General features: G+C 44.4%; 21 protein-coding genes. 3 read left to right on the top strand and 18 right to left on the bottom strand.

All coding sequences use genetic code 11. The features are described from left to right. Position 1: 1 nt before the first annotated feature. From H9649_RS11365 to H9649_RS11395, 7 genes are all read right to left on the bottom strand, one after another. Positions 2 to 499 (bottom strand): flagellar protein FlgN, encoded by a 498-nt coding sequence (locus H9649_RS11365; RefSeq protein WP_191695006.1) that lies wholly within the window; start codon positions 497 to 499, stop codon positions 2 to 4. A 25-nt stretch (positions 500 to 524) separates the two neighbouring features. Then, positions 525 to 788: a flagellar biosynthesis anti-sigma factor FlgM gene (gene flgM / locus H9649_RS11370; RefSeq protein WP_191695007.1), complete on the bottom strand. Its 264-nt coding sequence runs from the start codon at positions 786 to 788 to the stop codon at positions 525 to 527. A 210-nt stretch (positions 789 to 998) separates the two neighbouring features. Continuing rightward, positions 999 to 1412, bottom strand: coding sequence for a TIGR03826 family flagellar region protein (locus tag H9649_RS11375; protein WP_191695008.1), 414 nt, complete (start codon positions 1410 to 1412; stop codon positions 999 to 1001). 16 nt (positions 1413 to 1428) lie between these two features. Beyond that, positions 1429 to 2043 (bottom strand): ComF family protein, encoded by a 615-nt coding sequence (locus H9649_RS11380; RefSeq protein WP_191695009.1) that lies wholly within the window; start codon positions 2041 to 2043, stop codon positions 1429 to 1431. After that, a complete protein-coding gene (locus tag H9649_RS11385; protein ID WP_225229828.1) occupies positions 2024 to 3424 on the bottom strand; it encodes a DEAD/DEAH box helicase in 1401 nt (466 codons plus the stop codon). Before H9649_RS11385 ends, H9649_RS11380 begins: the two co-directional genes overlap by 20 nt. A 440-nt stretch (positions 3425 to 3864) precedes the next feature. Continuing rightward, positions 3865 to 4713, bottom strand: coding sequence for a DegV family protein (locus H9649_RS11390; RefSeq protein ID WP_191695011.1), 849 nt, complete (start codon positions 4711 to 4713; stop codon positions 3865 to 3867). A gap of 92 nt (positions 4714 to 4805) precedes the next feature. Beyond that, positions 4806 to 6032 (bottom strand): EAL and HDOD domain-containing protein, encoded by a 1227-nt coding sequence (locus H9649_RS11395; RefSeq protein WP_225229837.1) that lies wholly within the window; start codon positions 6030 to 6032, stop codon positions 4806 to 4808. 177 nt (positions 6033 to 6209) lie between these two features. Here H9649_RS11395 and H9649_RS11400 point away from each other — a divergent pair, with 177 nt between their 5' ends. Next, positions 6210 to 6986: an enoyl-CoA hydratase-related protein gene (locus H9649_RS11400; RefSeq protein WP_191695013.1), complete on the top strand. Its 777-nt coding sequence runs from the start codon at positions 6210 to 6212 to the stop codon at positions 6984 to 6986. Positions 6987 to 7014: 28 nt separating this feature from the next. On the opposite strand, the gene H9649_RS11405 is transcribed toward H9649_RS11400, so the two are convergent. Next, complete coding sequence (locus H9649_RS11405) at positions 7015 to 7422, bottom strand: flagellar export chaperone FliS (protein ID WP_191695014.1); 408 nt, start codon at positions 7420 to 7422, stop codon at positions 7015 to 7017. 115 nt (positions 7423 to 7537) lie between these two features. Here H9649_RS11405 and H9649_RS11410 point away from each other — a divergent pair, with 115 nt between their 5' ends. Further along, positions 7538 to 8347: a flagellin gene (locus H9649_RS11410; protein WP_191695015.1), complete on the top strand. Its 810-nt coding sequence runs from the start codon at positions 7538 to 7540 to the stop codon at positions 8345 to 8347. Between the two features lie 43 nt (positions 8348 to 8390). Here the strand turns inward: H9649_RS11410 and H9649_RS11415 are convergent, their stop codons facing one another. From H9649_RS11415 to H9649_RS11430, 4 genes are all read right to left on the bottom strand, one after another. Next, on the bottom strand, positions 8391 to 8678 hold the full coding sequence (locus H9649_RS11415) for a late competence development ComFB family protein (protein WP_191695016.1): 288 nt from the start codon (positions 8676 to 8678) through the stop codon (positions 8391 to 8393). A gap of 336 nt (positions 8679 to 9014) precedes the next feature. Next, on the bottom strand, positions 9015 to 9557 hold the full coding sequence (locus tag H9649_RS11420) for a GNAT family N-acetyltransferase (RefSeq protein ID WP_191695017.1): 543 nt from the start codon (positions 9555 to 9557) through the stop codon (positions 9015 to 9017). Positions 9558 to 9594: 37 nt separating this feature from the next. Continuing rightward, complete coding sequence (locus tag H9649_RS11425) at positions 9595 to 11571, bottom strand: S9 family peptidase (RefSeq protein ID WP_191695018.1); 1977 nt, start codon at positions 11569 to 11571, stop codon at positions 9595 to 9597. A 96-nt stretch (positions 11572 to 11667) separates the two neighbouring features. Continuing rightward, complete coding sequence (locus H9649_RS11430) at positions 11668 to 12753, bottom strand: citrate synthase/methylcitrate synthase (RefSeq protein ID WP_191695019.1); 1086 nt, start codon at positions 12751 to 12753, stop codon at positions 11668 to 11670. A 94-nt stretch (positions 12754 to 12847) separates the two neighbouring features. Here H9649_RS11430 and H9649_RS11435 point away from each other — a divergent pair, with 94 nt between their 5' ends. Then, complete coding sequence (locus tag H9649_RS11435) at positions 12848 to 13738, top strand: LysR family transcriptional regulator (protein ID WP_318241683.1); 891 nt, start codon at positions 12848 to 12850, stop codon at positions 13736 to 13738. A gap of 243 nt (positions 13739 to 13981) precedes the next feature. Here the strand turns inward: H9649_RS11435 and H9649_RS11440 are convergent, their stop codons facing one another. From H9649_RS11440 to H9649_RS11465, 6 genes are all read right to left on the bottom strand, one after another. Next, a complete protein-coding gene (locus H9649_RS11440) occupies positions 13982 to 15685 on the bottom strand; it encodes a methyl-accepting chemotaxis protein (protein WP_191695021.1) in 1704 nt (567 codons plus the stop codon). 173 nt (positions 15686 to 15858) lie between these two features. Next, positions 15859 to 17412 carry a fatty acid--CoA ligase family protein gene (locus tag H9649_RS11445; protein WP_191695022.1) on the bottom strand — a complete coding sequence of 518 codons (1554 nt, stop codon included), beginning with the start codon at positions 17410 to 17412 and terminating at the stop codon, positions 15859 to 15861. 166 nt (positions 17413 to 17578) lie between these two features. After that, positions 17579 to 19504, bottom strand: coding sequence for an FtsX-like permease family protein (locus tag H9649_RS11450; protein ID WP_191695023.1), 1926 nt, complete (start codon positions 19502 to 19504; stop codon positions 17579 to 17581). A 30-nt stretch (positions 19505 to 19534) separates the two neighbouring features. After that, positions 19535 to 20284 carry an ABC transporter ATP-binding protein gene (locus H9649_RS11455; protein WP_404828742.1) on the bottom strand — a complete coding sequence of 250 codons (750 nt, stop codon included), beginning with the start codon at positions 20282 to 20284 and terminating at the stop codon, positions 19535 to 19537. Beyond that, positions 20259 to 21311, bottom strand: coding sequence for a sensor histidine kinase (locus H9649_RS11460; protein WP_191695024.1), 1053 nt, complete (start codon positions 21309 to 21311; stop codon positions 20259 to 20261). The genes H9649_RS11455 and H9649_RS11460 overlap by 26 nt, the downstream gene beginning before the upstream one ends. Continuing rightward, positions 21308 to 22012 carry a response regulator transcription factor gene (locus H9649_RS11465; protein WP_191695025.1) on the bottom strand — a complete coding sequence of 235 codons (705 nt, stop codon included), beginning with the start codon at positions 22010 to 22012 and terminating at the stop codon, positions 21308 to 21310. Before H9649_RS11465 ends, H9649_RS11460 begins: the two co-directional genes overlap by 4 nt. Positions 22013 to 22032 lie beyond the last annotated feature (20 nt).

The following is a 22032-nucleotide window of genomic DNA, read 5'->3' on the forward strand; positions in this document are numbered from 1 at the left end:
CTTAGGCTTGGGAGTCGAAGGTTGGTATGTCCTTCGTCTCTTTTTTGCCGGTGATTTCAGTTTTTGTGTATGTGGCCGATTCCGGACGTGGGCGGACCATGTCCAGCGACAGATTCACGAATTGAAGGGATTGGTAGGTCATTTTTTGGTTCAGGTCGTTTTGCCATTTCAATTCTTGAATCGCATGCAGGAGACGGTCCTTCGCCTCCACGAGTTGCTTGTTGTCCGGTTCGGGTGTGATCTCAATTAGGTTGGAGATTGTCGGGTTCATCGGTACAGGACGTCCTTGTCCTTTCATGTAGGCGATGACTGCTTTTTGCCGATCTTGATCCATTTGGACGATGGCTGCGAGATGCGCTTGTTCGTCTTTCAGGAGTTGATCAATGCCTGCGATATCACCGGTCTTGATGAGTGCCGTTTTTTCATTTGCGATTCTGAGCAGGCTCTTATGCAGTTTTTCGAGATTGTCGAGTATGGCTAGGATTGTTTCGATAGACATAGAGTACCCCTGCTTTCTTCTTGGTTTATTTACGGAAGTAGTTAATCAGGTTGGAAGCGAGTTTTTCTGAATCGACTTCGTATGTGCCCGATTCAATTTGCGCTTTTAATTGTTGTACTTTCTCATTGCGCTGGATTGTAAGCGGTGACACTTCGGATAGCTGTTTCGCCTCAGAACTGATTTCAAGTTTGTCTGTTTTCATTTTTGCCTGTTCTTTCAGTTGCTCCGCCTTCACCTGGTTTGCACGGTATGGATTGACGGGTGGAATATTGATTTTGTTAATTTTCATGTTGCTCGCTCCTTTCGGTTTGATGTTTGCCTCTTATCTTCTATTTCGGTTGAATTGTGACAACGTTTAGGGTCTTTCGTACGAAAAGCTGATTTATGCGTTTTGTAATGAATAGTCCTTCATCAGTATTTCCTTTGTCAGGGTGTTGTAAACGTCAACTATCTTATGAAGAAAACGGACCGAATGATCAGTCCGTTTTCGAATAGATGTTTATTTTCGTTTATCGGCTAAGTACGTACCCGTCTCTCTTTTATTGACCGCTTCCCGGAATTCTTGCGCTGCTTCAAATTGACGAAGCTCAGTGTTTAATTCATTTGTACAGCCTTCGCACAGCTTGCCTTTTGCCGTAAGTTTTCCACAGTTGTCACATGGATAGCCGAGATTCGGGAATAGTGCAGGTTGCAATCGGCCTTTACGCACCCATTTATGGAGCATCGTTTCGGTCGCGCCCGTTGCTTCGACAATCCGTTCGATTGTTGCGGCACGATTTTCTCTCCTTCTAAGGAAACGATATACTTCTTCATACAATTTTTCTTCGCTTTGTGCGCAATTCGCACATACATCGCGGATGCCTGTATAGTTGAAAAAGGCTCCGCAGCTTGGGCAATCTTTCAGTTCTGCCATGGTGTATTCCTCCTTGTCATTGCTCCGATGCTGCACGTATTAACGTGACTGCGTGGACTGTTTTAGCGCCCGCTTCCTTCAATGTCAGCGCGGCGTGTTGCATTGTTGTACCTGTTGTATAGATGTCATCGACAAGTATGTATGTTGTACTTTCGATTTCTACTTGAGGTTTAATTTGGAATAATCGGCTCATGGACAGCCGCTCTTCTCTCGTCTTTTCTCCCATTACTTCTTGGTTTGTCTTAATGAGCAAATCTTCAAAGGATACATCTGCAGCCTTTAATAGCTCATCTACTTGTGCGAAAGTGCGTTCAATCTTCTTAGTCGGATGCATTGGAATCGGTACGATAATCGCTTTCTTTTTTGAAAGTGCTTGCTTAAGTTCATTCGAAAAAACTCCTGCCAACGCGATATCTTGCAAGAACTTGTATTGATGAAGATAATTGCGCATCGCTTCGTTGTACGTGAAGATGGAGGTAATTGAATCGATGTTGTCCCCTACTTCTATTATGTCGACACGTTTGAATTGATTTGAACAGTCCTCACAAATTAAAGTTGACTTTTCGATGGCGATTAACGATTGCCAACTTGGACTGGATTGTTTTGGCTGTTCACATAAAAGGCAATTCATCTGGGTTAGTCCCTCCTCCCTTATTGAGTTTCAGGATTTCGCTTTTCGCTTCATCCATCGCGTATGTAATGCCGTTATGGAACAACGTGAAATCACCTGTCGGAAAGGCTGAAGAGCGACCGACTCGCCCGCCGATTTGTATAAGTGCCGCCTTATCGAATATGCGCTGTTCTGCACCTATGACTGCGACTTGAACATTTTGAATTGTAATTCCCCGTTCGAGAATAGTTGTCGTAAGTAAACCTGGAATTGCTTTATCACGTAATGCTTGGACGTACGTTTTTCGGTCTGGATGAGCGGCATGAACGGAATGGATGCCTGGATGGATCAGTTGAAACAGCGGCTCGGCTTTTTCCATGAAACCGATATGATGGAAGAAGATGAGGAACGGCTCGCTTTTCTTAATTCTTTCATTCGTCCAATCTGTGAGTTTCTTTGGAAGTCTTCCTTTTTGAATGTGATGCTCGTATTTCCAGAGTGAAATATAGGCGGGAGTTGGCAAATCGTGTCCATGATAGCGACGATTGATGATCGATATGCCGCCTGTCGATTTCGCTTCAACAAGCAGCTTATCAGAAGGCGTAGCTGTAACGAAGTGAATGGGCTTAGTAGGCTTGACCGCTTTACGGACTGCTTTTTGCAATGTTTCATCCGCTTTATATGGAAAGGCATCCGCCTCATCGACGAAGATTGCGTCGAATGCATGTTGAAAACGATATAGTTGGTGGGTTGTCGCGAGTACTAGCTGAGAGGCTTTCATCGTTGGTTTCGCGCCGCCATATAACGATTCGATTTCTGTTTGTGGAAATGCAACACGTAGTCTCGGTTCAAGTTCAAGAATGACATCAACGCGCGGTGCAGCAATACAAACGCGCTTGCCTTGTTTGAGTAGATGAAAGATGGGCGGGAACAGAATTTCAGTTTTGCCAGATCCGCAAACTGCATAAATGAGATGGGAGCGATTTATTTCCTGGCTTCGTGTGAGGTCATCAGATGCTTGTTGCTGTCGAGGTGTAAGCGTACCTTCCCATGCGAGGGTGTGTGATGTAGGATAAATCGGTTGTTCGCCTTTCCATACGATAAGTTCAGTACAAGACGCGACACGTCCCATCTTAATGCAGTTCCTGCAGTATGCACATGATGCTTCGCATTTGGCACAGTTGAAAATGGTGAACTTTGATTGGTCCGTATTTTCACAGCGGTTGCAAGTATAGCTTTTCCGGTTCATGAATACCAATTTCGATTCGATGCCTTGAATGATTTCTATGTGGCCTGCTTCGATTTGCTGATTAATGTCTTCTATTGTGAATGGCGTGTGCAGACGTAGCCAAATACGGCCGTCGAGGAAATCTCTTATTGCTGGATTGATTGATTTAGGCATCTTCATCCTCCGATTTGATTTTTTATGAGCTTTTATTTCGATTTATGAGGTTTTACAAGCAGATATGAGCTTTTTTGGGGAAATTATGAGCTTTTATAGTGTGATATGAGCTTTTTGTCGGATTTATGAGCTTTTGTAGACGAGCATGGACTTTTGTGGACAGTTATGGACTTTTCGTAGATGTGCTGTTGCTGTGGGTGGATTCATGTAGGATGAAATACAGGTCGCGCTAAATGGTTTTGACAAAATAGGGATTAAATGTTTTCAGTCTTTATTTCTAATAGAGTACTAGATGATTGTAGTGCAGGGCGGCGACTCCTAGGGGATAAGCGTGCAGTTGAGACCCCGCAGAGGAGCGAAGCGACCGAGGAGGCTCAACGCACGCCCCCAGGAAAGCGTCCGCCCGGAACGCAAATCATCGTAATATTAGTATTTCTAGTCTAATCTTTCCTTTGCACCCATCCAAGCCCCATCGATCCCTCACCAAGATGAGTACCAATAACAGGACCAAAATGACTAATCGTGAACTTCACCTCAGGTAGACGCGCCGCCAACTCCGCTTTCCACGCTGCCGCTTCTTCCGGCTGGTTCGCATGGATAATCGCTACTTCAAGCGGCATCTTCTCTGCATCTACCGCAAGCAGATCCGCAATTCGCTTCATCGCTTTCTTACGCGTACGGATCTTCTCAAACGGCACAATCACTTTATCGTTAAAATGCAAAATCGGCTTCACTTGCAGCAATCCGCCGATAAGCGCCTGTGCGCTTGATAACCTGCCGCCACGTTGCAAATGCGTTAAATCATCTACCATGAAATAAGCACGCATCGTATCTTTCATGTTATCTAGTTCAACCAGTATCTCTTCAACGGTATCGCCTTCTTTCGCCATTTCAGCTGCACGGATGACGTAGAAACCTTGCATATAACAAGAAATCTCCGAATCGAATGCATGCACATCGATGCCATCGACCAGTTCTCCCGCTTGAATTGCGCCTGCATATGTACCGCTTATACCGCTTGACAGATGGATGGAAATTACAGAATCATATCCATCTCCCTTAAGCGTTTCAAACACTTTAACAAAGTTGCCGATTGGTGGTTGTGATGTCTTTGGCAGCGGACCGTCACCGCGCACTTTATCATAAAACTGTGCTGACGTTAGGTCGACTTCTTCTTCATATGCTTGTCCATCGATAGTCACCGACAAAGGGATGACGTGGATGGATAAGTCTTGCACGATATCTATCGGCAAATAGGCCGTACTATCTGTAACGATTGCAATTTTCACTCGTTAATCAACTCCTTTGTTCATTCTACTAAAAATGTGGATGAATTGGAATGATTAATGGGTGGATCGCAAATTAGCAATTTTATCTCTTCTTAGTCCAGTTTCTGAGACCAGACGACTGCTTCGTATGAAAAAGCGCTCAGTTCGGCTTCTGAAACGCCAAGCCTTTTGCCGATTTTACGAATTTTTTGCCAATCGAACCGTTCCACGGCGATAGCCAGTTCGAGATATGGGGACATGTCTGTCTTTCCACCTTTTAAAGTGTCGGCAACTTCATCTGAAAAAGGAATAAGTGGTAAAATATCGTCCCAGCTTCGTTTCATAATGGCGTCGATTAGGGAGAACATACCGATAAAAAAGTATTCATCACTGTTCTCTTTCCCCGTACGTTTAGCGACGAGTTCGCATAAACGTGCACGGATGAGAGAAAACGAAACGAGTGCTTTCACTCTTCCTGATTTGGAGTTATTTCCGAACGAGTGGAGCATTAAGACTCTGAGCCACTTTTTCAATTCCAATGTACCAATGAGAATGATTGCCTGTTTGACGGATGTCACTTTTTTTGGGACTCCGAAATTCATTGTGTTAATGACGCGCAACAGTTTATAGGTCAGCGATATATCTCGGAGAACGAGATCTGCAATTTCATTAATATCTACGTTGTCTTCATTTAGTTTATTAATAATTAACAGATGGTGATTGAGGTCTGGGCTCAAATCAACGCCTTTAATGATTTCGGGTTTCGCAAAGAAGTATCCTTGGAATAAATCGTACCCAATTTTTTTCGCTTCTTCGTATTGATCTTCCGTCTCGATTTTCTCTGCTACCATGCGAATGTGCGGATATTCTTTAATGAATGTCTCGATCCGTCTTCTTTCAATCTCATCTGATTGAATATAATCCACTTTTACAAAGTCAACGAGTTTGAAAAGCTCATCATATGTAAGATATTGTTCCTGGAGAATGAAGTCGTCAAGAGCAAGTAGAAATCCTTTTTGTTTGATTTCACGGATTCTTGATATGAGAATCGGTGTAATCTCGACGTCTTCTAATATTTCTACAATCACTTGCTTTGGGTTTAATCTTGAAAAGATGTCTTTTGCAAGCAGTTCGCCCGAGAAATTTATAAATGACATTGCTCGCCCTGATACTTTGTCAATGCCAATTGAAAGAAATGAATTGACGATTAACTGCAGTGTTGCACTCTCTGAATCTATTTTTGGAAATCGATTGATTTCACTGTTCCGATAGAGCAATTCATATCCATATATGCTCCCTTGTCTGTCCAAAATAGGTTGTCTGCCTACGAAAACATTCATTTCCAAGTTCTCACCTCATTTTTTAGAGTATATCAAAAATAGTCTCATCTGACTATTACTATTTACACTGTTTCGTTTTCTGATTCCATAGTTTAAATAGGATAGGTTTTTCATAGCGGCAATTCGGTAAAAATGATATGTTGACAGTAAGACAATTTAAAATTGGGGGTTTCATGAATGGAAGTAGTGAAGTTGGAACAAAAAGGGCATGTCGCCTTCGTCACATTGAACAGACCGGACGCGATGAATGCGTTCAATTATGATATGTTGGCGGAACTTGGACAAGTGGTCGAATCGATTCGCATTAATCCTGATGTGCGAGTCGTCATTTTTACTGGTGCAGGAAACCGGGCATTTAGTGTCGGGGCTGATTTGAAGGAACGGAAGACGCTGTCTGAAGCTCGGGTGAAACGGAATATTTATAAAATCGGCGAAGTGTTTACGATGATTGAAAACTTGCCCCAACCGACGATTGCTGTGCTGAACGGATATGCTTTCGGTGGCGGTATGGAGCTTGCGCTTGCGTGTGATTTCCGCTTTGCGGTCGATACTGCAGTAATGGGCTTGACGGAAACGGGACTTGCGATTATTCCTGGCGCAGGTGGCACGCAGCGATTGCCACGTCTTATAGGGGAAACAAGAGCGTTGGAACTTATATTGACTGCACGCAGATTGGATGCGGCGACGGCGCTTGAGTATGGCATGCTGACGAATGTTGCGTCACTTGACGAGTTGCCAAAAGTTGTTGACCAGTTCATCGAAGCATTGTTGTCTAATGGTCCGATTGCGTTGCAACAGGCGAAGTTTGCAATTAAACACGGTATGAATACGGATTTGCAGACGGGGCTTGCGATAGAACGCAAAGCGTATGAAATGACGATTCCGACAGAAGACCGTCTTGAGGCGCTTGAGGCATTTGCGGAAAAGCGGAAGCCGTCGTTCAAAGGGAAATAAAGGATGCTGCTCGCGGGAATTTCTGTTTCTAGAGTTGGTTTGTCGTGAAAGTCCTGCGGCGCGTTACTTGTTTTGACACTTGCCATGACGCGATTAGCTGAACGGTGATGTCCGCAATGTGCGGCAGCAGGTCAGGTTGTTTTGTCAGTTGGGTTTTGACGAGGCATTGGTTCATGTGGATGTAGAGTGTCATGAGCCGTACGCTATGATCGGTTTCTTGGTCGGTTGTTGTCATGATTTCGAATAGGATGTCTTGGGCTTTTCTGATGGTACGGTCGCGTTCTATAATGTCTTCTTGCGCAAATGCTTTTTCGCATTGCTCGATGTTTTTGTGCAGTTCGTTAAGCAGGAGTATGATATATTCCATCATGGATAATGTGGATGTGCTTGCTTCTTTGTAGATTTGGATGGCTTTTTCGATATCCACGGTTGTCATTTGGGTTCACTCCTCTCAGCTTTTCTTTTTCTATCGGTCAGTTTCAGTTCATTTCCACTTTTATTTACCGATAAAGGAAAGGAGAAGTTTTAATTAATGGAGTTGGGGTGAGGATATGCGTCTAAGTCAGGAGCACATTTCTTTTTCGACGAATCGTTCTCAGCGGAATGCGAGTCAGATTGAGAAGAGTCTTGTGAAGCTTGGATCGGGTGTGAAGATTGCTAAGGGGAGCGATAATGCTTCGGGACTGTCGATTTCCGAGACGATGCGTGCACAGATTCGCGGGATTTCCCGTGCACAAAGTAATATGCAGGATGGTTTGTCGGTGCTTGAGGCTTCGAATGAAGGCTTGAATAATGTGAACGGCCTGTTGCAACGTGCGCGTGAGCTTGCGGTGATGAGTTCGAATGATACGATGACGGTGAATGATCGTCATGCGAGTCAGGTGGAGTTGGATCAGTTGCTTGAAGCTGTAGATGATACGGCGCAGAAGTTGGAGTTCAATACGAAAAGGATTCTTGGGCAGGATACGGAGTTGACATTGCAAGTCGGTGCGAATGCAGGTCAGCAAATGCAGATTAAACTTTTTGATGTGAGTGCGGCTACGCTTGGACTCGGCGGGGCTAAGCTTGAGCAACGTGTGCAGGCTGAGGCGCTGATTACGACGATTGACAATGCAATTCAAACCGTATCGAGTCATTTGACGAAAGTCGGTTCGGATATGGAAGCGATTGAGCATCATTTGACGAATGCGCATGTGTTTGAGAATAATTTGGCGAAGTCGCTTTCGTTGCTTGAGGATACGGATATGGCGAAGGAAATGATGAATTTCGTCAGTATGGATATTCGCCAGCAAGGGGATCATTTGCTTGTCGATAAGGTGAATCAGAATATGCAAAGTGTGATGAATTTATTTTCCAGATAAAAGAGTGTGCAGACAGGGGATTTTTCTGTCGGCGCACTCTTTTTTATGTTGTTTTATTGTGATTGTCACAACGCGGTGAATCGGCTACGATTCGTGCCGCTTTTATGACGGTGGATAGGATATTCGTAGCGCCTTGACGGTCGGCTACATGTGCAGCGCGTATGTATGGCGTGTGTTTTTCGTTGACGATGTATTGCGGTTTCACTTGGTTGAGTGCGATTGCCATGATGTCATCTTTGCATCTTTCGCATTCACAGCTGAGTTTGAGTTCTTTTTTGTATTGGTGAAGGACGTCATAGATTACTTCTTCCATGACATTGTAAACGGGCATTTTGGGAACCTCCTATGTGTGATATGAAGATTTGGTTTTCGAGATGTAAACGGTTACTTTTATATGATGGTTTGAGTATAACATCTATTGGAAAAATTGTGAAATGGAGATTATGAGGATTTTTGGTGAGATATGAGCTTTTTTATTGAGATATGAGCATTTTTGATGAGATATGAGCTTTTCAGGTGAGATATGAGCTTTTGCTGGTGGTTATGGAGTTTTAGCCCGGGTTATGGACTTATGCGGGCGGATATGGAGTTTTAGTTGCAGTTATGAGGGGTTTATTGAATGCAGAAAGGATGGCTGAGCCGGGGTACCGGGGGCCATCCTTTTGGTTTAGTTCGTTTGTTGTTCCCACTCTTCTCGTAAAATCCCCATTCGGATGGAGTCGTAATAGACGCCTTCCCAGTAGCGGACTTTGCGGATGCGGGCTTCCATTGTCATGCCGAGTTTTTCGGCGACGCGTATCATGCGTGTGTTGCCCGACCAAGTTGTAAGGCCGACGCGGACGAGCGGCATTTTGTTGAATAGATGATCTATCCACATTGTGAGTGCTTTTGTGCCGTAGCCGCCGCTCCAATAGGTCGGCTCGTAGATGAGGATGCCCATTTCGAGCCAAAGCGACGGTTCGTGTTCCCAGTAATAGCTCACCATACCGATTAGTTTGCCGTCTGTTTCGATTGCCCAGTAATCGTCTTTATTGACGATGTTACTTTTGCGCTCCATGAACTTTTCGAGCGGTATGGGATTATGTGGATAGTACGGGGCATCCCATTTCTTCCACTCGGGATTTGCCTCTTTGAATGTCAGTTCCCACATGCGGTTCAAGTCTTCTTCTTGAATTGGTCGTATTGTGACGTTGTCTGTTGTATAAGTCAATGTAGTGCCTCCATTTTTTGGTGTAGGGGGAGGCAGATTACAGGTGTTTAGTAAACCAGCCCGTGATTTCGTGCAAGCGTGCGACACGAAGATTCGGTTTTCCTGTACGTGATAAGTTGTGATCTGCCTCCGGGAAGCGGACGAATTCCGTTTCCTTTCCCATACTTTTCAGTGTGATATATAGTTGTTCTGCTTGTTCGATTGAGCAGCGGAAATCTCTTTCCGAGTGGAGAATTAGTAGCGGTGTCTCCACGTTTTCTGCGTATTTCAAAGGCGAGATATCCCATAATTTTTCGGCATCTTTCATGTTAAGTCCGTGCTGCCAGTCGTTGAAGAAGTAGCCGATGTCGGATACGCCGAAGAAGCTGATCCAGTTCGAGATGGACCGTTGTGTGACCGCCGCTTTAAAACGGTTTGTGTGACCGACGATCCAGTTTGTCATGAAGCCGCCGTAGCTCCCGCCTGTTACACCGAGACGATCAACGTCGATCCAGTCGTTTTCGGCAAGAACTGCGTCGACCCCTGCCATAATATCCGCATAGTCGCCTTCACCGTATTTTGTTCGGACACCATCCGCAAATAGTTGGCTGTAACTGTGGCTGCCACGTGGATTGACGTATAAGACGCCCCACCCTTGTGCCGCGAGCAACTGCATTTCATGGAAAAACGTGTTGCCATACATTGTGTGCGGTCCGCCATGGATGTTGAGAATAAGCGGGTATTTTTCTCCTTCTTTGAAGTCCGCTGGTTTCATGAGCCAGCCGTGGACATCCCAATCATCTGCACCTTTGTATGTGATTGCTTCAGGTTCAACGAGTTTCACTTCCTCCAAATACTGTTTGTTGAATGAAGTGAGCGCTTCTCTTTCACCTGTAGTAATTGTTTGGATATAAAGTTCGCCAGGGTTCGTTGCGCTGCTTGCTGCGACGATTGCTGTAACGCCATCTTGCGAAATGTCATAGCCGTATACTTGTTCATTTTCAGGCGTCGCTGGATATAATTCGCCTTCAAGTGTCGCGAAATAGAGACGTACATCGCCCATCGTGGAAACTGGGAAATAGAGATGGTCATCTTTCGTCCATGCAAGGCTCGGCATATTAGCGCCTTGCTGGTGGTCGGCAACCATATGATCGCCAACAGGAGCGTCGAGCGCTTCTGTTACATTGATCGTATTGCCACGCTTCACATCATAGACGTATACATTTCCGTGTGTCGCAATGAAGAAACTTCTGTCTGATCCGACAAATGCGATATATGAATCGTCGAATGAAAAGCGGACGCCGCCGTAATAACCTTCTTCATCGATAATGAGTGTTTCTTCTTTTGTTTCGATATCGACGAGGAATAATGGCTGACGGAATTCATAGTCAAGATTTTCTTTACGGTTAACGCCTATGACGAGTTGTTTACCATCGTGTGAAATGGCTTGTAAGGAATGTTGATGATTTCCTTCTGTAAACTGCTCCACCTTTTCCGTTTCCAAATTAATAACACCAATTTGTTTGAATGTGTCTTGCGGCAACAACCCGATGTTGTCCGTCTTGTAGTTTAACTTTGTGACGCGGACTGGTTCAGGGTGTTTTTTGTCGTCCTTTTCTTCTTTGTCCGTAAACGTCTTGCCTTCTTTGACAGTAGCACTGAACCAGATTTTCTTTCCGCACGGTGACCAGTTGAAACTGGATACGCCTCGTTCGAAAGTGGTAAGTTGTTTTGCTTCGCCTCCGCGGACGGATAGGACGTATAACTGATTTTTATCGTCGCGATTCGACAAAAAAGCGATTTGCTTGCCGTCCGCCGACCATTTTGGCGATGTGACGCGGTGTTTGCCGTACGTCCATTGTGTCGTTTCTTTCGTTTTCAGGTCGATGTGGAACAGGTTGGCGATATAGTTGTTCGCTTCTTCGTCGATGTGCGTTTTGATGAATACGGCTTCGTTGCCGTCCGGTGAGAGGTTCGGGTCCGTTACGGATTGTAGTTTGAATAGGTCATTCACTTCTAATTTTCTAGTTGTCATGGTGCATTCCCCCTTATTGTTCATAGGTATATATTTCGACACTCGTAGAATTTTTTCCTTCTTTGGAATAAAAAAACCTCTCGCACGGAGAGAGGTTTAGGATTTGGTGCCTATATAGATGGATTGCGGGCGGAATATTGTGTTGTCATTTTGTTGTTCGATAGCATGTGCCGTCCAACCTACGATTCTAGCGACACTGAACGTCGGGGTAAATAGTTCGGGCGGCATGTCTATGGAACGCATGATGGCCGCGGCGTAATATTCGACATTTGTATAAAGTTTACGGCCTGGTTTATAGGTTTCAAGCAATGCGATAATTTCTTTTTCTGCAGCTGTCGCAAGGTCCAGCCATTTGTCTTCACCCGCCATGCTTATGCATTTATCCCTTAACAGGATGGAGCGAGGATCTTCTGTTTTGTAAATTCGATGACCGAATCCCATTATTCTTTCGCCACTCGCGAGTTTCTGTTCGATGACTTTGCTAATATTCGTTTCGTCGCCAATTTCATTGAGCAAGTCAATTACGCCTGCAGGTGCCCCGCCATGAAGAGGGCCTTTCATCGCACCGAGTGCCGATGTGACGGCAGCAGTCAAATCCGATTCGGTTGAAATCGTGACGCGACCTGCGAATGTGGATGCGTTCATGCCGTGCTCCATCGTTAGTGTTAGGTACGTTTCAAGTGCTTCGATGTGTACTGGATTCGGAACGGTGCCCGTTAGCATCCATAAATAATTGGCCGTATGGGAAAGTTCCGGATTCGGTTCGATGATTGGTAACGCTTTATTGTTACGATAATGATGAGCAGTAATAACGGGCAATGCTGCGATTAGATGGATAGCTTGTTCCTCGATCAATTGATTTTTGAAAGTGCGGTTACAGAAGGCGGATATCACTGTTCTCATCGCATCCATCAAAGAGATTTCTTGCGGAAGCGCATTGATGATTTCCTTTATATATTTGGGCAACTTTCTGCCTTCAACCATTTGTTGTTGTAATGAAGCCAATTCTTTTTCATTCGGAAAGTGGCCGTACAATAGAAAATACATCATTTCCTCGAATGAGTGTTCAGGGACCAATTCACCAATTAACTTCCCTCTATAACGCAATTCTCCTTTATCCCCATCTACATCGGCAATATGTGTATGCACTGCAACGATATCTTTTAACCCTTTTTGGAACATGACCATTCCTCCTTTTCTTTAGTATAGACGTCGACTATAATTAGTTAAATTGAATGTTTTGTATTAAAATGATTAAATTTATTAATTAATCGAGGTGTTTGTATTGGACTATCAATGGCTTCGAACGTTTATCATCGCCGCGGAGACGTTAAATTTCAGGAAAGCTTCGGAAAAATTACGAGTGTCTCAGCCAAGTGTTACAGTCCATATCCGACTTCTGGAAGAGCATTTAGGGATTACACTTTTTGACCGGATTAATAACCGGGTGTCGTTGACGGATGCAGGAAGACTGTTTTACGGGGAAGCGGTGAAGCTTATTGAGTCTTTGGATAAAACGGTTCATCATATGCAGTCTTTTGCGCAAGGCTATCGTACGAATTGGACAATCGCCATTTCTCCACTCATGGCTGAAACGATTTTGCCGTATTATTTGCGCACTTTTATGGACGGCCATCCTGATGTCGAGTTAACGATACGGGTTGAGGAATCAGAGAGAATTGAAAAGCTTGTTGACGATGGAGAAGTTCATTTAGGGATTTCAGCATTAAATGCGACGCTTCGGAATGTGGAGTCAATACGAATTTATAATGACCCAATCGTATTTGTCATGCCTGTTGACAGTTACGATGAAGAAAGCGGCCCGCCGATTGATGTGCGCGATGCATTGATGGACAATTATTTACTGACACACCATCATCCTGTTTTCTGGGATGATTTACTCGTCGTGTTGAAAAAGCATGTGCCGGGGATCCGTACGATGAAAGTGACGCAAGCGCATGTAGCGAAACGGTTCATCCAGGAAGGTTTAGGCAATTCGTTTTTACCCCATTCTGTTGTGCGCCGCGAGTTGACGGAAGGCAGATTGATGCGTCCGCATTTTAATTTGTTTGAATTGCCCGTTGTGTCGACGTTTATTATTGTGAGGAAGATGGGACGATTGGAAGAGGAGTTTATTGAGGGAATTTCGAAGTTTTACTTTGGGTGAGTTTGTTGGTTGATTGTGTTGCGAGGTGTGTTGATTGTGTTGCGAGGCGAATTGATTGCGTTGCAACGCGCGTTGATTGTGTTACGCGCTCGATTGATTGTGTTGCGACGAATTGATTGCGTTGCGAAGCGCATTGATTGCGTTACGCGCCGCGTTGGTTGTGTTACGCACCCCGTTGATTGCGTTACGCTCACATAAAAAAACAGGCAACCCCACTCACCGCGGGATTACCTGTCTTCTACATCACTTCAACTTAAACTTCGATACCATTGTTTGCAAAGTGTCGGCCATTCCGCTTAGGACTGTGGAGGAGGCGGAGATTTCTTGCATTGTGGCGCTTTGTTCTTCGGATGCGGCAACGATGTTTTGGACGTTGTCATCTGTGCGGCCGGACATGTTTGCTACTTCGTCAACGAGTTGTTTTACTTGCTCGATACTTGTGTTGATCGCTTCGCTGATTGTGGACACTTCCCGTACTTGGGTCGAAACTTGTTCTACATAATAGGAGATTTCTTTGAAGCCTTCTCCCGTTTGCTGAACGATTGTTAGTCCTTCGTCGACGAATTCTTTGGACGTTTGCATCGCTTCGATTGCGCTGCCGACTTCGTGTTGGACTTCTTCGATAAGTTTTCGGATATGCGCAGCTGCGTTCCCGGAGTCTTGAGCTAGTTTACCGACTTCAGATGCGACGACAGCGAAGCCTTTTCCATGCTCGCCCGCACGTGCCGCTTCGATGGAAGCATTTAATGCAAGTAAATTTGTTTGACCGGCAATGTTCGTAATGAGTGAAACGATATTGCCGATTTCAGATGATTTCTTGTGAAGCGACTGGACGACTGTCGCTGTATGTTCGGTCGATTGCTCGATATCCGTCATTTTCTGGACGGCGGTAGCCATACGCTTTGTTCCGTCACTTGTCAGGTCTGCCGTCGTGACAGACAGTTCGGTCACTTGATGAATCGCCAAAGCCGTATCGCCGAGTTGATCTGTAATCGTGTCAACTAGCTCGCTACTCCTTCGTGCACTTTCAAGTTGTAAAGAAGCACTTTCAGATACATCGATGACGGAATTAGTGATCTGTTCAGATGCATGTGATGATTCATCGGCGCTAGCCGCAAACTCCATTGACGTGGAAGCAAGTGTATTGACGTTTTCACTCAACTCTTCCATGAGCCCTTTCAAGTTCGATTGCATCATATTGAAATCATGTCCAAGCTGTCCGATTTCATCATTCGTCTTCACGTTAATAGGTTCGATGGACAGGTCGCCTGTCGACATTTTCTTGAAACTGTCTGATAGGGAAACTATCGGTCTTTGGATCGTACGTAGCAAGTAACGAATGCCGATAATGGCAATAAGCAGGGCAATGAGCGTACTGACAGAGAGTATGATTAACACGGAATTATAAAGCAGTCCACCCTCTTCTTCTATTTGTACAAGTTCATCATTGTGCAAAGCATCCATGTTTTCCAGTTGTTCAGTTATGTCCGTTGCAATCAGCGTTGTATCATAGGATTCGATAATCGCTTCATCATCCCTATTCGATCCGCTAAGTGAGATGACATCTTGTACTTTATCCATGAATAGTTGCCAGTCCGCCTTTACTGATTCAAGTATGTCCCGCTCGTTTTGCATTGTTAACAAGCCGGTATACGAAACGAGAAGCTGTTCCACCTTTTCGTTTTCCTTAACAATGTCCTCTTCATATTTCAGTTCAAATTCTCTATCTTTCGATAAAATATGCCTCTGCATTTGATTGGTAATATTCTGCATCGATTTTTCCAGCTTTGTAATATGATCGATTTTAGGAACAATCTTGTCCGTCATCGTTTTTGTGTTTTCGTTTAAATTGAACGTGCTAACAATTCCTGCTGCACTCATTCCGATAATAAGAATAATCATTATTGAAAAAATACCTGTAAGCTTTTTCCCCACTGTCCAGCGCACTTTATTTCCCCCTTCGCCTAAGTAAATTGCTACTTTTTATTTATTATCGGCGAAATATGTCGAAACGTAAAGTAGGGGAAGCACTATTTTTTTCAGTTACTTCTAAAATGTGTCATATATCCATTTACTCACAAAAAAGCCTCTTCATCCAATCGGACGAGAGGCTTGTCTAATTATTGTTTCACATAATCCTTTAAAGATCTTCTTAAAATCTTTCCTGTTGTATTTTTCGGTAATTCATCCAAGAAATCAATCACTTTCGGCACTTTGTATTTCGCAAGACGCTTCTCGCAGAACTGTTGCAATTGGGCTTCAGTAACTTCTGCGCCTTCCTTTAATACAACAAATGCTTGGACTTCCTCACCGAAATCAGGATCGGGTACACCGACTACGGCCGCTTCGACAATAGCACGATGTGTAAATAAAACCTCTTCGACCTCACGTGGATAAACGTTATACCCACCAACAATAATCATATCTTTCTTGCGGTCTACAATATAGAAATAACCGTCTTCATCTTGTCGCGCTAAGTCGCCCGTATATAACCAGCCATCACGAATAGCGGCAGCTGTTTCTTCAGGCATTTTATAATACCCTTTCATGACGTTCGGTCCTTGGACGACAAGTTCTCCGACTTCATTGACACCCACTTCCTCACCGAATTCATCAACGACTTTGTTGACCACGTTAACAATGTTCGTTCCAATTGAGCCTGGAACGCGTTCACGATCAAGCGGGTTGAAGCATGTGACTGGTGATGCTTCCGATAAGCCGTATCCTTCAGAAACACGGACATTGAACTTCTCTTCGAAGTTATGCAATAGTGCTACGGGTAATGAAGAACCGCCTGAAATCGATAGTCTTACAGTATCGAAATCGGAAAGCTTCCCTTTAGGATACTGGTACATGAAATTGTACATCGTTGGAACGGCTGCAAACACGGTCGCCTTTTCTGTTCGGATCGTGTCAAATACTTCTGCTGGACTAAAGCGCGGCACGAGTAGAATCGTCGCGCCTTTTAGTAGTGGAGCATTGACGACGACGGTGAGTGCAAACACGTGGAACACAGGCAACGTTGCAACGACTTTATCATCTTCCGAGAAACCTAAATAGTCACTGACGTCACGCGCATTCGAGTAAATATTTTTATGCGTCAACATTGCGCCTTTTGGGTGGCCAGTCGTGCCGGACGTGTACAGAATGATAGCGGTTTCATTTTCATCAATATCAATCGGTGCGAAATCCGGTCTTCCTTTAGTGATCAACTGTGAAAACAGCTGTACTTTCGCTTTTGCTCTTTCTGGCAACACCGCGATTTTTTCTCTGACTTCAGCACTCATCTCACAAATGATATAATGCTCGATTGACGGAAACATTGCAGCTGCCTTTTCCACTAACGGAAGTAATGGATCGAGTGCAATGACTACTTTTGCATCACTGTTATGTAAAATGTATGAAATCTCGTCAGGTGAATAGATTGGATTGATCGGAATCGCTGTCGCTCCAATTCGCATTGTTGCATATAGTGAAATTAAAAAATGCGGCGTGTTACCGAGTAAAAATGCCACATGATCACCTTTCTCAACACCTGCCCCTTGTAAAGCTGTTGCAAACATCGAAACGGACTGATCGAATTCTGCGTATGATGTATCTTTCCCCATAAAATGATACGCCGCCTTATTCGGTTGCAACTTGGAAGTTTCATAAACCCGTGTTACCAAACTCATCGTTAACATCTCCCTTGTAATAATGAATGGTGATTCATTCCACATAACTATCATTATATAAGAAAAACGTAAAGTTCACAATACTTTTGGACAATATAGTGAAATTCCAATAGTTTGACGGCAAATGAAAAGCGCTTTTTATATTCTACTAAAACAAAAACACCGGTTAGCCCGGTGTTCGAATATGCGCAAGATAGCGCCAACGTATGAGATAGAAGTAGATGATTTGTAATATCGTGAACCCGGCGAGTACCATAATGAGCTCGCGCACAATGGATATTTCCGCAAGCGCATCCCAAATTACTTGCAACGAAAGGAATGCAAACGAACTATGGACAAGCGCGACCGTCCACGGAATGAAAAACTGCGGGATGAGCTGTCGGTTGACGACTTTCTTGAATTCCTTTTCCGTTATGCCCATGCGACGCAGGACATCAAATTGCTTGCGATCACTTTCAAGGGACGTATACAGTCGGAAATAGATGAAGCTGCCTGCTGCAAGTAAAAACACGCCTGCAAGTAACATTCCGATTAACAGCAAAAGTGTAAACGTCGTTCGCATAACTGAGTAATTCAAACCTGGATTATCAAAGAAAAATTTCGGCTTATTGTCATTACTCGAAATGATAGATTCGCTCATTGAATGGCTAATTCCAAGTCCGATTGTTTTCGTCTCCTGCCAATCGGGGATTTCAAATGCATGGTATACAAAAAGCGGTTCAGTCCGCATTGATTGGAGTGTATAGAAGTCTTTATCATTTAAAATGATCGCATTCGTTCCAATCGCGTGAGCCGGAAACAGCTGATTCGGATATGCACCTTTTATATTAACGACAAGGCCACTATCTTTTAGTACTGTTTTCACAGTTTGTTTATCGAGCTGAGTAAACGCAGAAGCTGTTGGTGACAGGAACAATGCCTGCCCTTCATCCAAATCGACTGCCTGCTTGCCGAATGCACGGGATAGTCTGTTCACATCCGCAAGCTTAATGATGTTGACATTGTTGCGTGTCATCGACGATTGCTGTTGCAACACAGAGAACCGCACGTATGTGTAATCGATACCCGCTTCCCTCAATTCCTTGCCTAACCTGCTCACATGGGCCTTTTCGAGTTCATTGCCTTGATAGCTTTCATACACAAGCCCGAGTGGATTTACTTCCCTATATTGTGACGCGAAAGACGTTAAAGACGCCAAAATACCGACCGACATGAACGCCACAGTTGAAACGATTGTCACAATGAAAAACATACGGGCATTTTCCTTCAGCCTGACAATCCCTTCGGAAATCGCAAGCAACCTGAAATGACGCCAGTAAAACTCTTTTCGTACTTTGAACAGATGGAGGATGAGCGGCAGTGAATCTGTGAAGAAATAATACGTTCCTAGTGTCACGAGAGGTGGCAATAAAAACAGCAGTCCGATGACGATGCTGTTCGTCGTGAAGGCAGCTAAAATATAGGAAATTCCGAGTAGTAGAATGCCAAGTATCCCTCGGAACTTTGAGTACCCATGCGTTTCCCTCTCAGCACTTTCACCACGCAATAAGTCATACACCGTCACATTCCGTATGAAGACCGGTGCAACGAGGGAGATTAGAATGAAAAGACTTAAGAATGCCCCTACTGTAAGTGCGAACGGTTTCCACGATAAATACAGCGGTAACGCTTGAAACATAACAATCCGTTTAACAATCATAAAAAAGAACTTCGAAAACATATAGCCTAGAAATGTACCAGCCCCAATTGAAGCGATTCCAATGAGCAATGTTTCCGTAAAAATGAGCTTATGCAACTGCCTTTTCTCCATACCGAGATGTAACAGGATGCCGAATTCTTTCGTCCGTGCTTGCAAAAACGCGCGCATCGAATAAAACAGGAAAAACACCGTAAATATGTACAACACTATATCAGCAGTGCCCATTCCAAGCATCGCAATGTCTCTTAAAGCACTCGCTTCAATCGTCGGATGGAAAAGTAACATGGAATTGAGGAAAAATACCATGACTGAAAAAACGCTCGCCATGAAAAAGGCAGCGTACACGCGACGGTTCCGTACTACATTTCGAAAAGCGAATTGACGAAATGTCATATCGCGTACCTCCTTTTCCTCATCGACCATTTACCTGAGCCGAAGATCATTTACATTACCACCGAGCAAACTGAGCACATTCAATATACGTTGGAAAAACGTCTGTCTTCTTTCATCTTTATGGATTTCATTGAAAAATTCCCCGTCTTTAATGAACAAAACACGGTCACAATAACTTGCTGCAATCGGATCATGCGTCACCATAATAATCGTCGTCCGATTTTTTTCATTTATTGTACTGAGCAATTCCAACACTTCTTTTGCTGAATTAGAGTCGAGGTTGCCCGTCGGTTCATCTGCTAAAATCAGTTTTGGCTGATGTATTAATGCACGGCAAATCGCCGTCCGTTGCGCCTGCCCGCCCGAAAGCTCATCTGGTCTACGGTCTAGTATCCCCTCAAGCCGCAACTGAAGGGCCAGACGCGCAATCCGTCTTTTCATCTCAGCAATCGGTAACCCGTCAAGTGTCAATGGCATGACGATATTTTCTTCGACCGTCAGCATCTGCAACAAATTGATATCTTGGAACACAAACCCTAAATGATGCCGCCTAAACAGCGCAAGCTCATTCGGATTTAACGCTTCCGGTTCCACGCCGTCAATAATGACGCGGCCATATGTCGGCATGTCAATCGTTGAAATGATATTCAGCAATGTCGTCTTGCCACTGCCTGAAGGCCCCATAATTGCGATGAATTCACCTTCTTCCGCCTCAAAATCGAGACGATTCAGCGCCCGGTGCATCACTTTGCTTTCATAGATTTTCGTCACTTGCTTCATGCTCACGATCGCCTTGTCCGGCATCCGATTCACCCGCCTCTCCATTTGCGAATAAAATTTTCACAGAAGTTCCTATACCGACTTCCGATTCAATTGTGAGCGGATGGCCAAGCTTCCCGCACACTTCATCGGCGATATAAAGCCCCATCCCTGTCGATTCACCTGTCAACCGTCCGTTCTCTCCCGTAAAGAACGCCTTCGTCACACGCTTCAAGTCAGATGCTGGAATGCCGACCCCTTCATCACGGATCGTCAGCTCGAACCCCTTATCCATCTGTTCCACAACGATATATACATGCTTCCCTTTATCAAACGTATATTTCACAGCATTTGTGATAAACTGCCCGATAACAATTTTCAGCCATTTCGGATCGGACGCGACAACAAGGTTTTCATCAATCGAAATAACCGGAAAGACGCCATTCGTAATGAACAGCCGCTTGTGATCCGTCACAATTTGCTGAATCAAGCTTTTTAATCCAACCTGTTCAATCTGCATATCTTCTTCAAACGTCTCAAGCCGCGCATTCACAAGAACCGCGTCAAGCCCTCGTTGCAACTTCTCCATCTCTTCCTGAATACTTCGCTTGTCGAGCTCGCCCTCTTCCTGCAACAACAATCCAATGACCGAAATCGGCGTCTTCATCTGATGCACCCACTGATTCATGAAATGCAATTGTCGATGCTGTGACGAATACAACGTCTGCACCTCATTCTGATACAACCCGTACAAACTTCGCATGAATGCAGCAGACTGCAACTGTTCAGGTGTCTGCACATGACGAACAAGCGCATCTTCCATCCGTTCAGGCTTTTTTGTAATCGCGTTATAGTACGCCCTTCTCGTTATGAACTTCGCACCAAGAATTCCAGCGGTCAAAAGCATGCTCATAATAATTGAGTAAACCGCTGTATTTACCCCGCGGAATCCATCCAACCAATAGAGCAACAAGATGAATGTGACGAGTACCATTTCAAAGATGATCCACGATAAATGCTCCTTCAAAAACAAGACAATTTGCTTCATGATTCTTCCTGTGCAGGCAACAGCCGATATCCTGAGCCGCGCACGGTTTCAACAACGGACTGCACACCATAATCGACAAGTTTTTTTCGCACACGTGTCATATTGACGTTCAACGTATTTTCATCAACAAAAGACTGGTCGTCCCATAATTCTTCAAGTAAAGTTTCCCGCGACACCACTTTCGGAGACGCTTCCATAAGCAACTCCATAATGACACATTCCTTTTTCTGAAGCGGAATAATTTCATCGCGCAAATGCAATTCCATCCGCTCAATAAACAATTCGAGTGCCCCGAGCTTCACAATCCGCTCCCCTTGACTCGGCGCGTATTCCCCATACGCCCGTCTCAAATGGCTCCGTATCTTCGCAAGGACGATTTCATAATGGAAAGGTTTCGTAATGAAATCATCCCCACCATTCTCAAGCGCAAACACCTGGTCCATATCCCCAGAGCGCGCCGAGATGAAAATAATCGGACACATCGTCTGTTGCCGAAGCTGTCTGCACCAATAATACCCGTCATACGATGGCAAATTGATATCCAGCAAAATCAGTTGTGGATCAAACTCCGTACATTCTTCCACAACATTTTCAAAATCCTCCACAATCGCTACATCATATTGATACTTCCTGAGCGTCTCCGCCAACAACTGCGCAATCTTCCGATCATCCTCCACGATGAAAATCCGGTCATTCCTCACCGCAAATCCCCCCTCACTAG

Source organism: Sporosarcina quadrami, from assembly GCF_014836615.1.
In the GTDB taxonomy this organism is placed as follows: Bacteria; Bacillota; Bacilli; order Bacillales_A; family Planococcaceae; genus Sporosarcina; species Sporosarcina quadrami.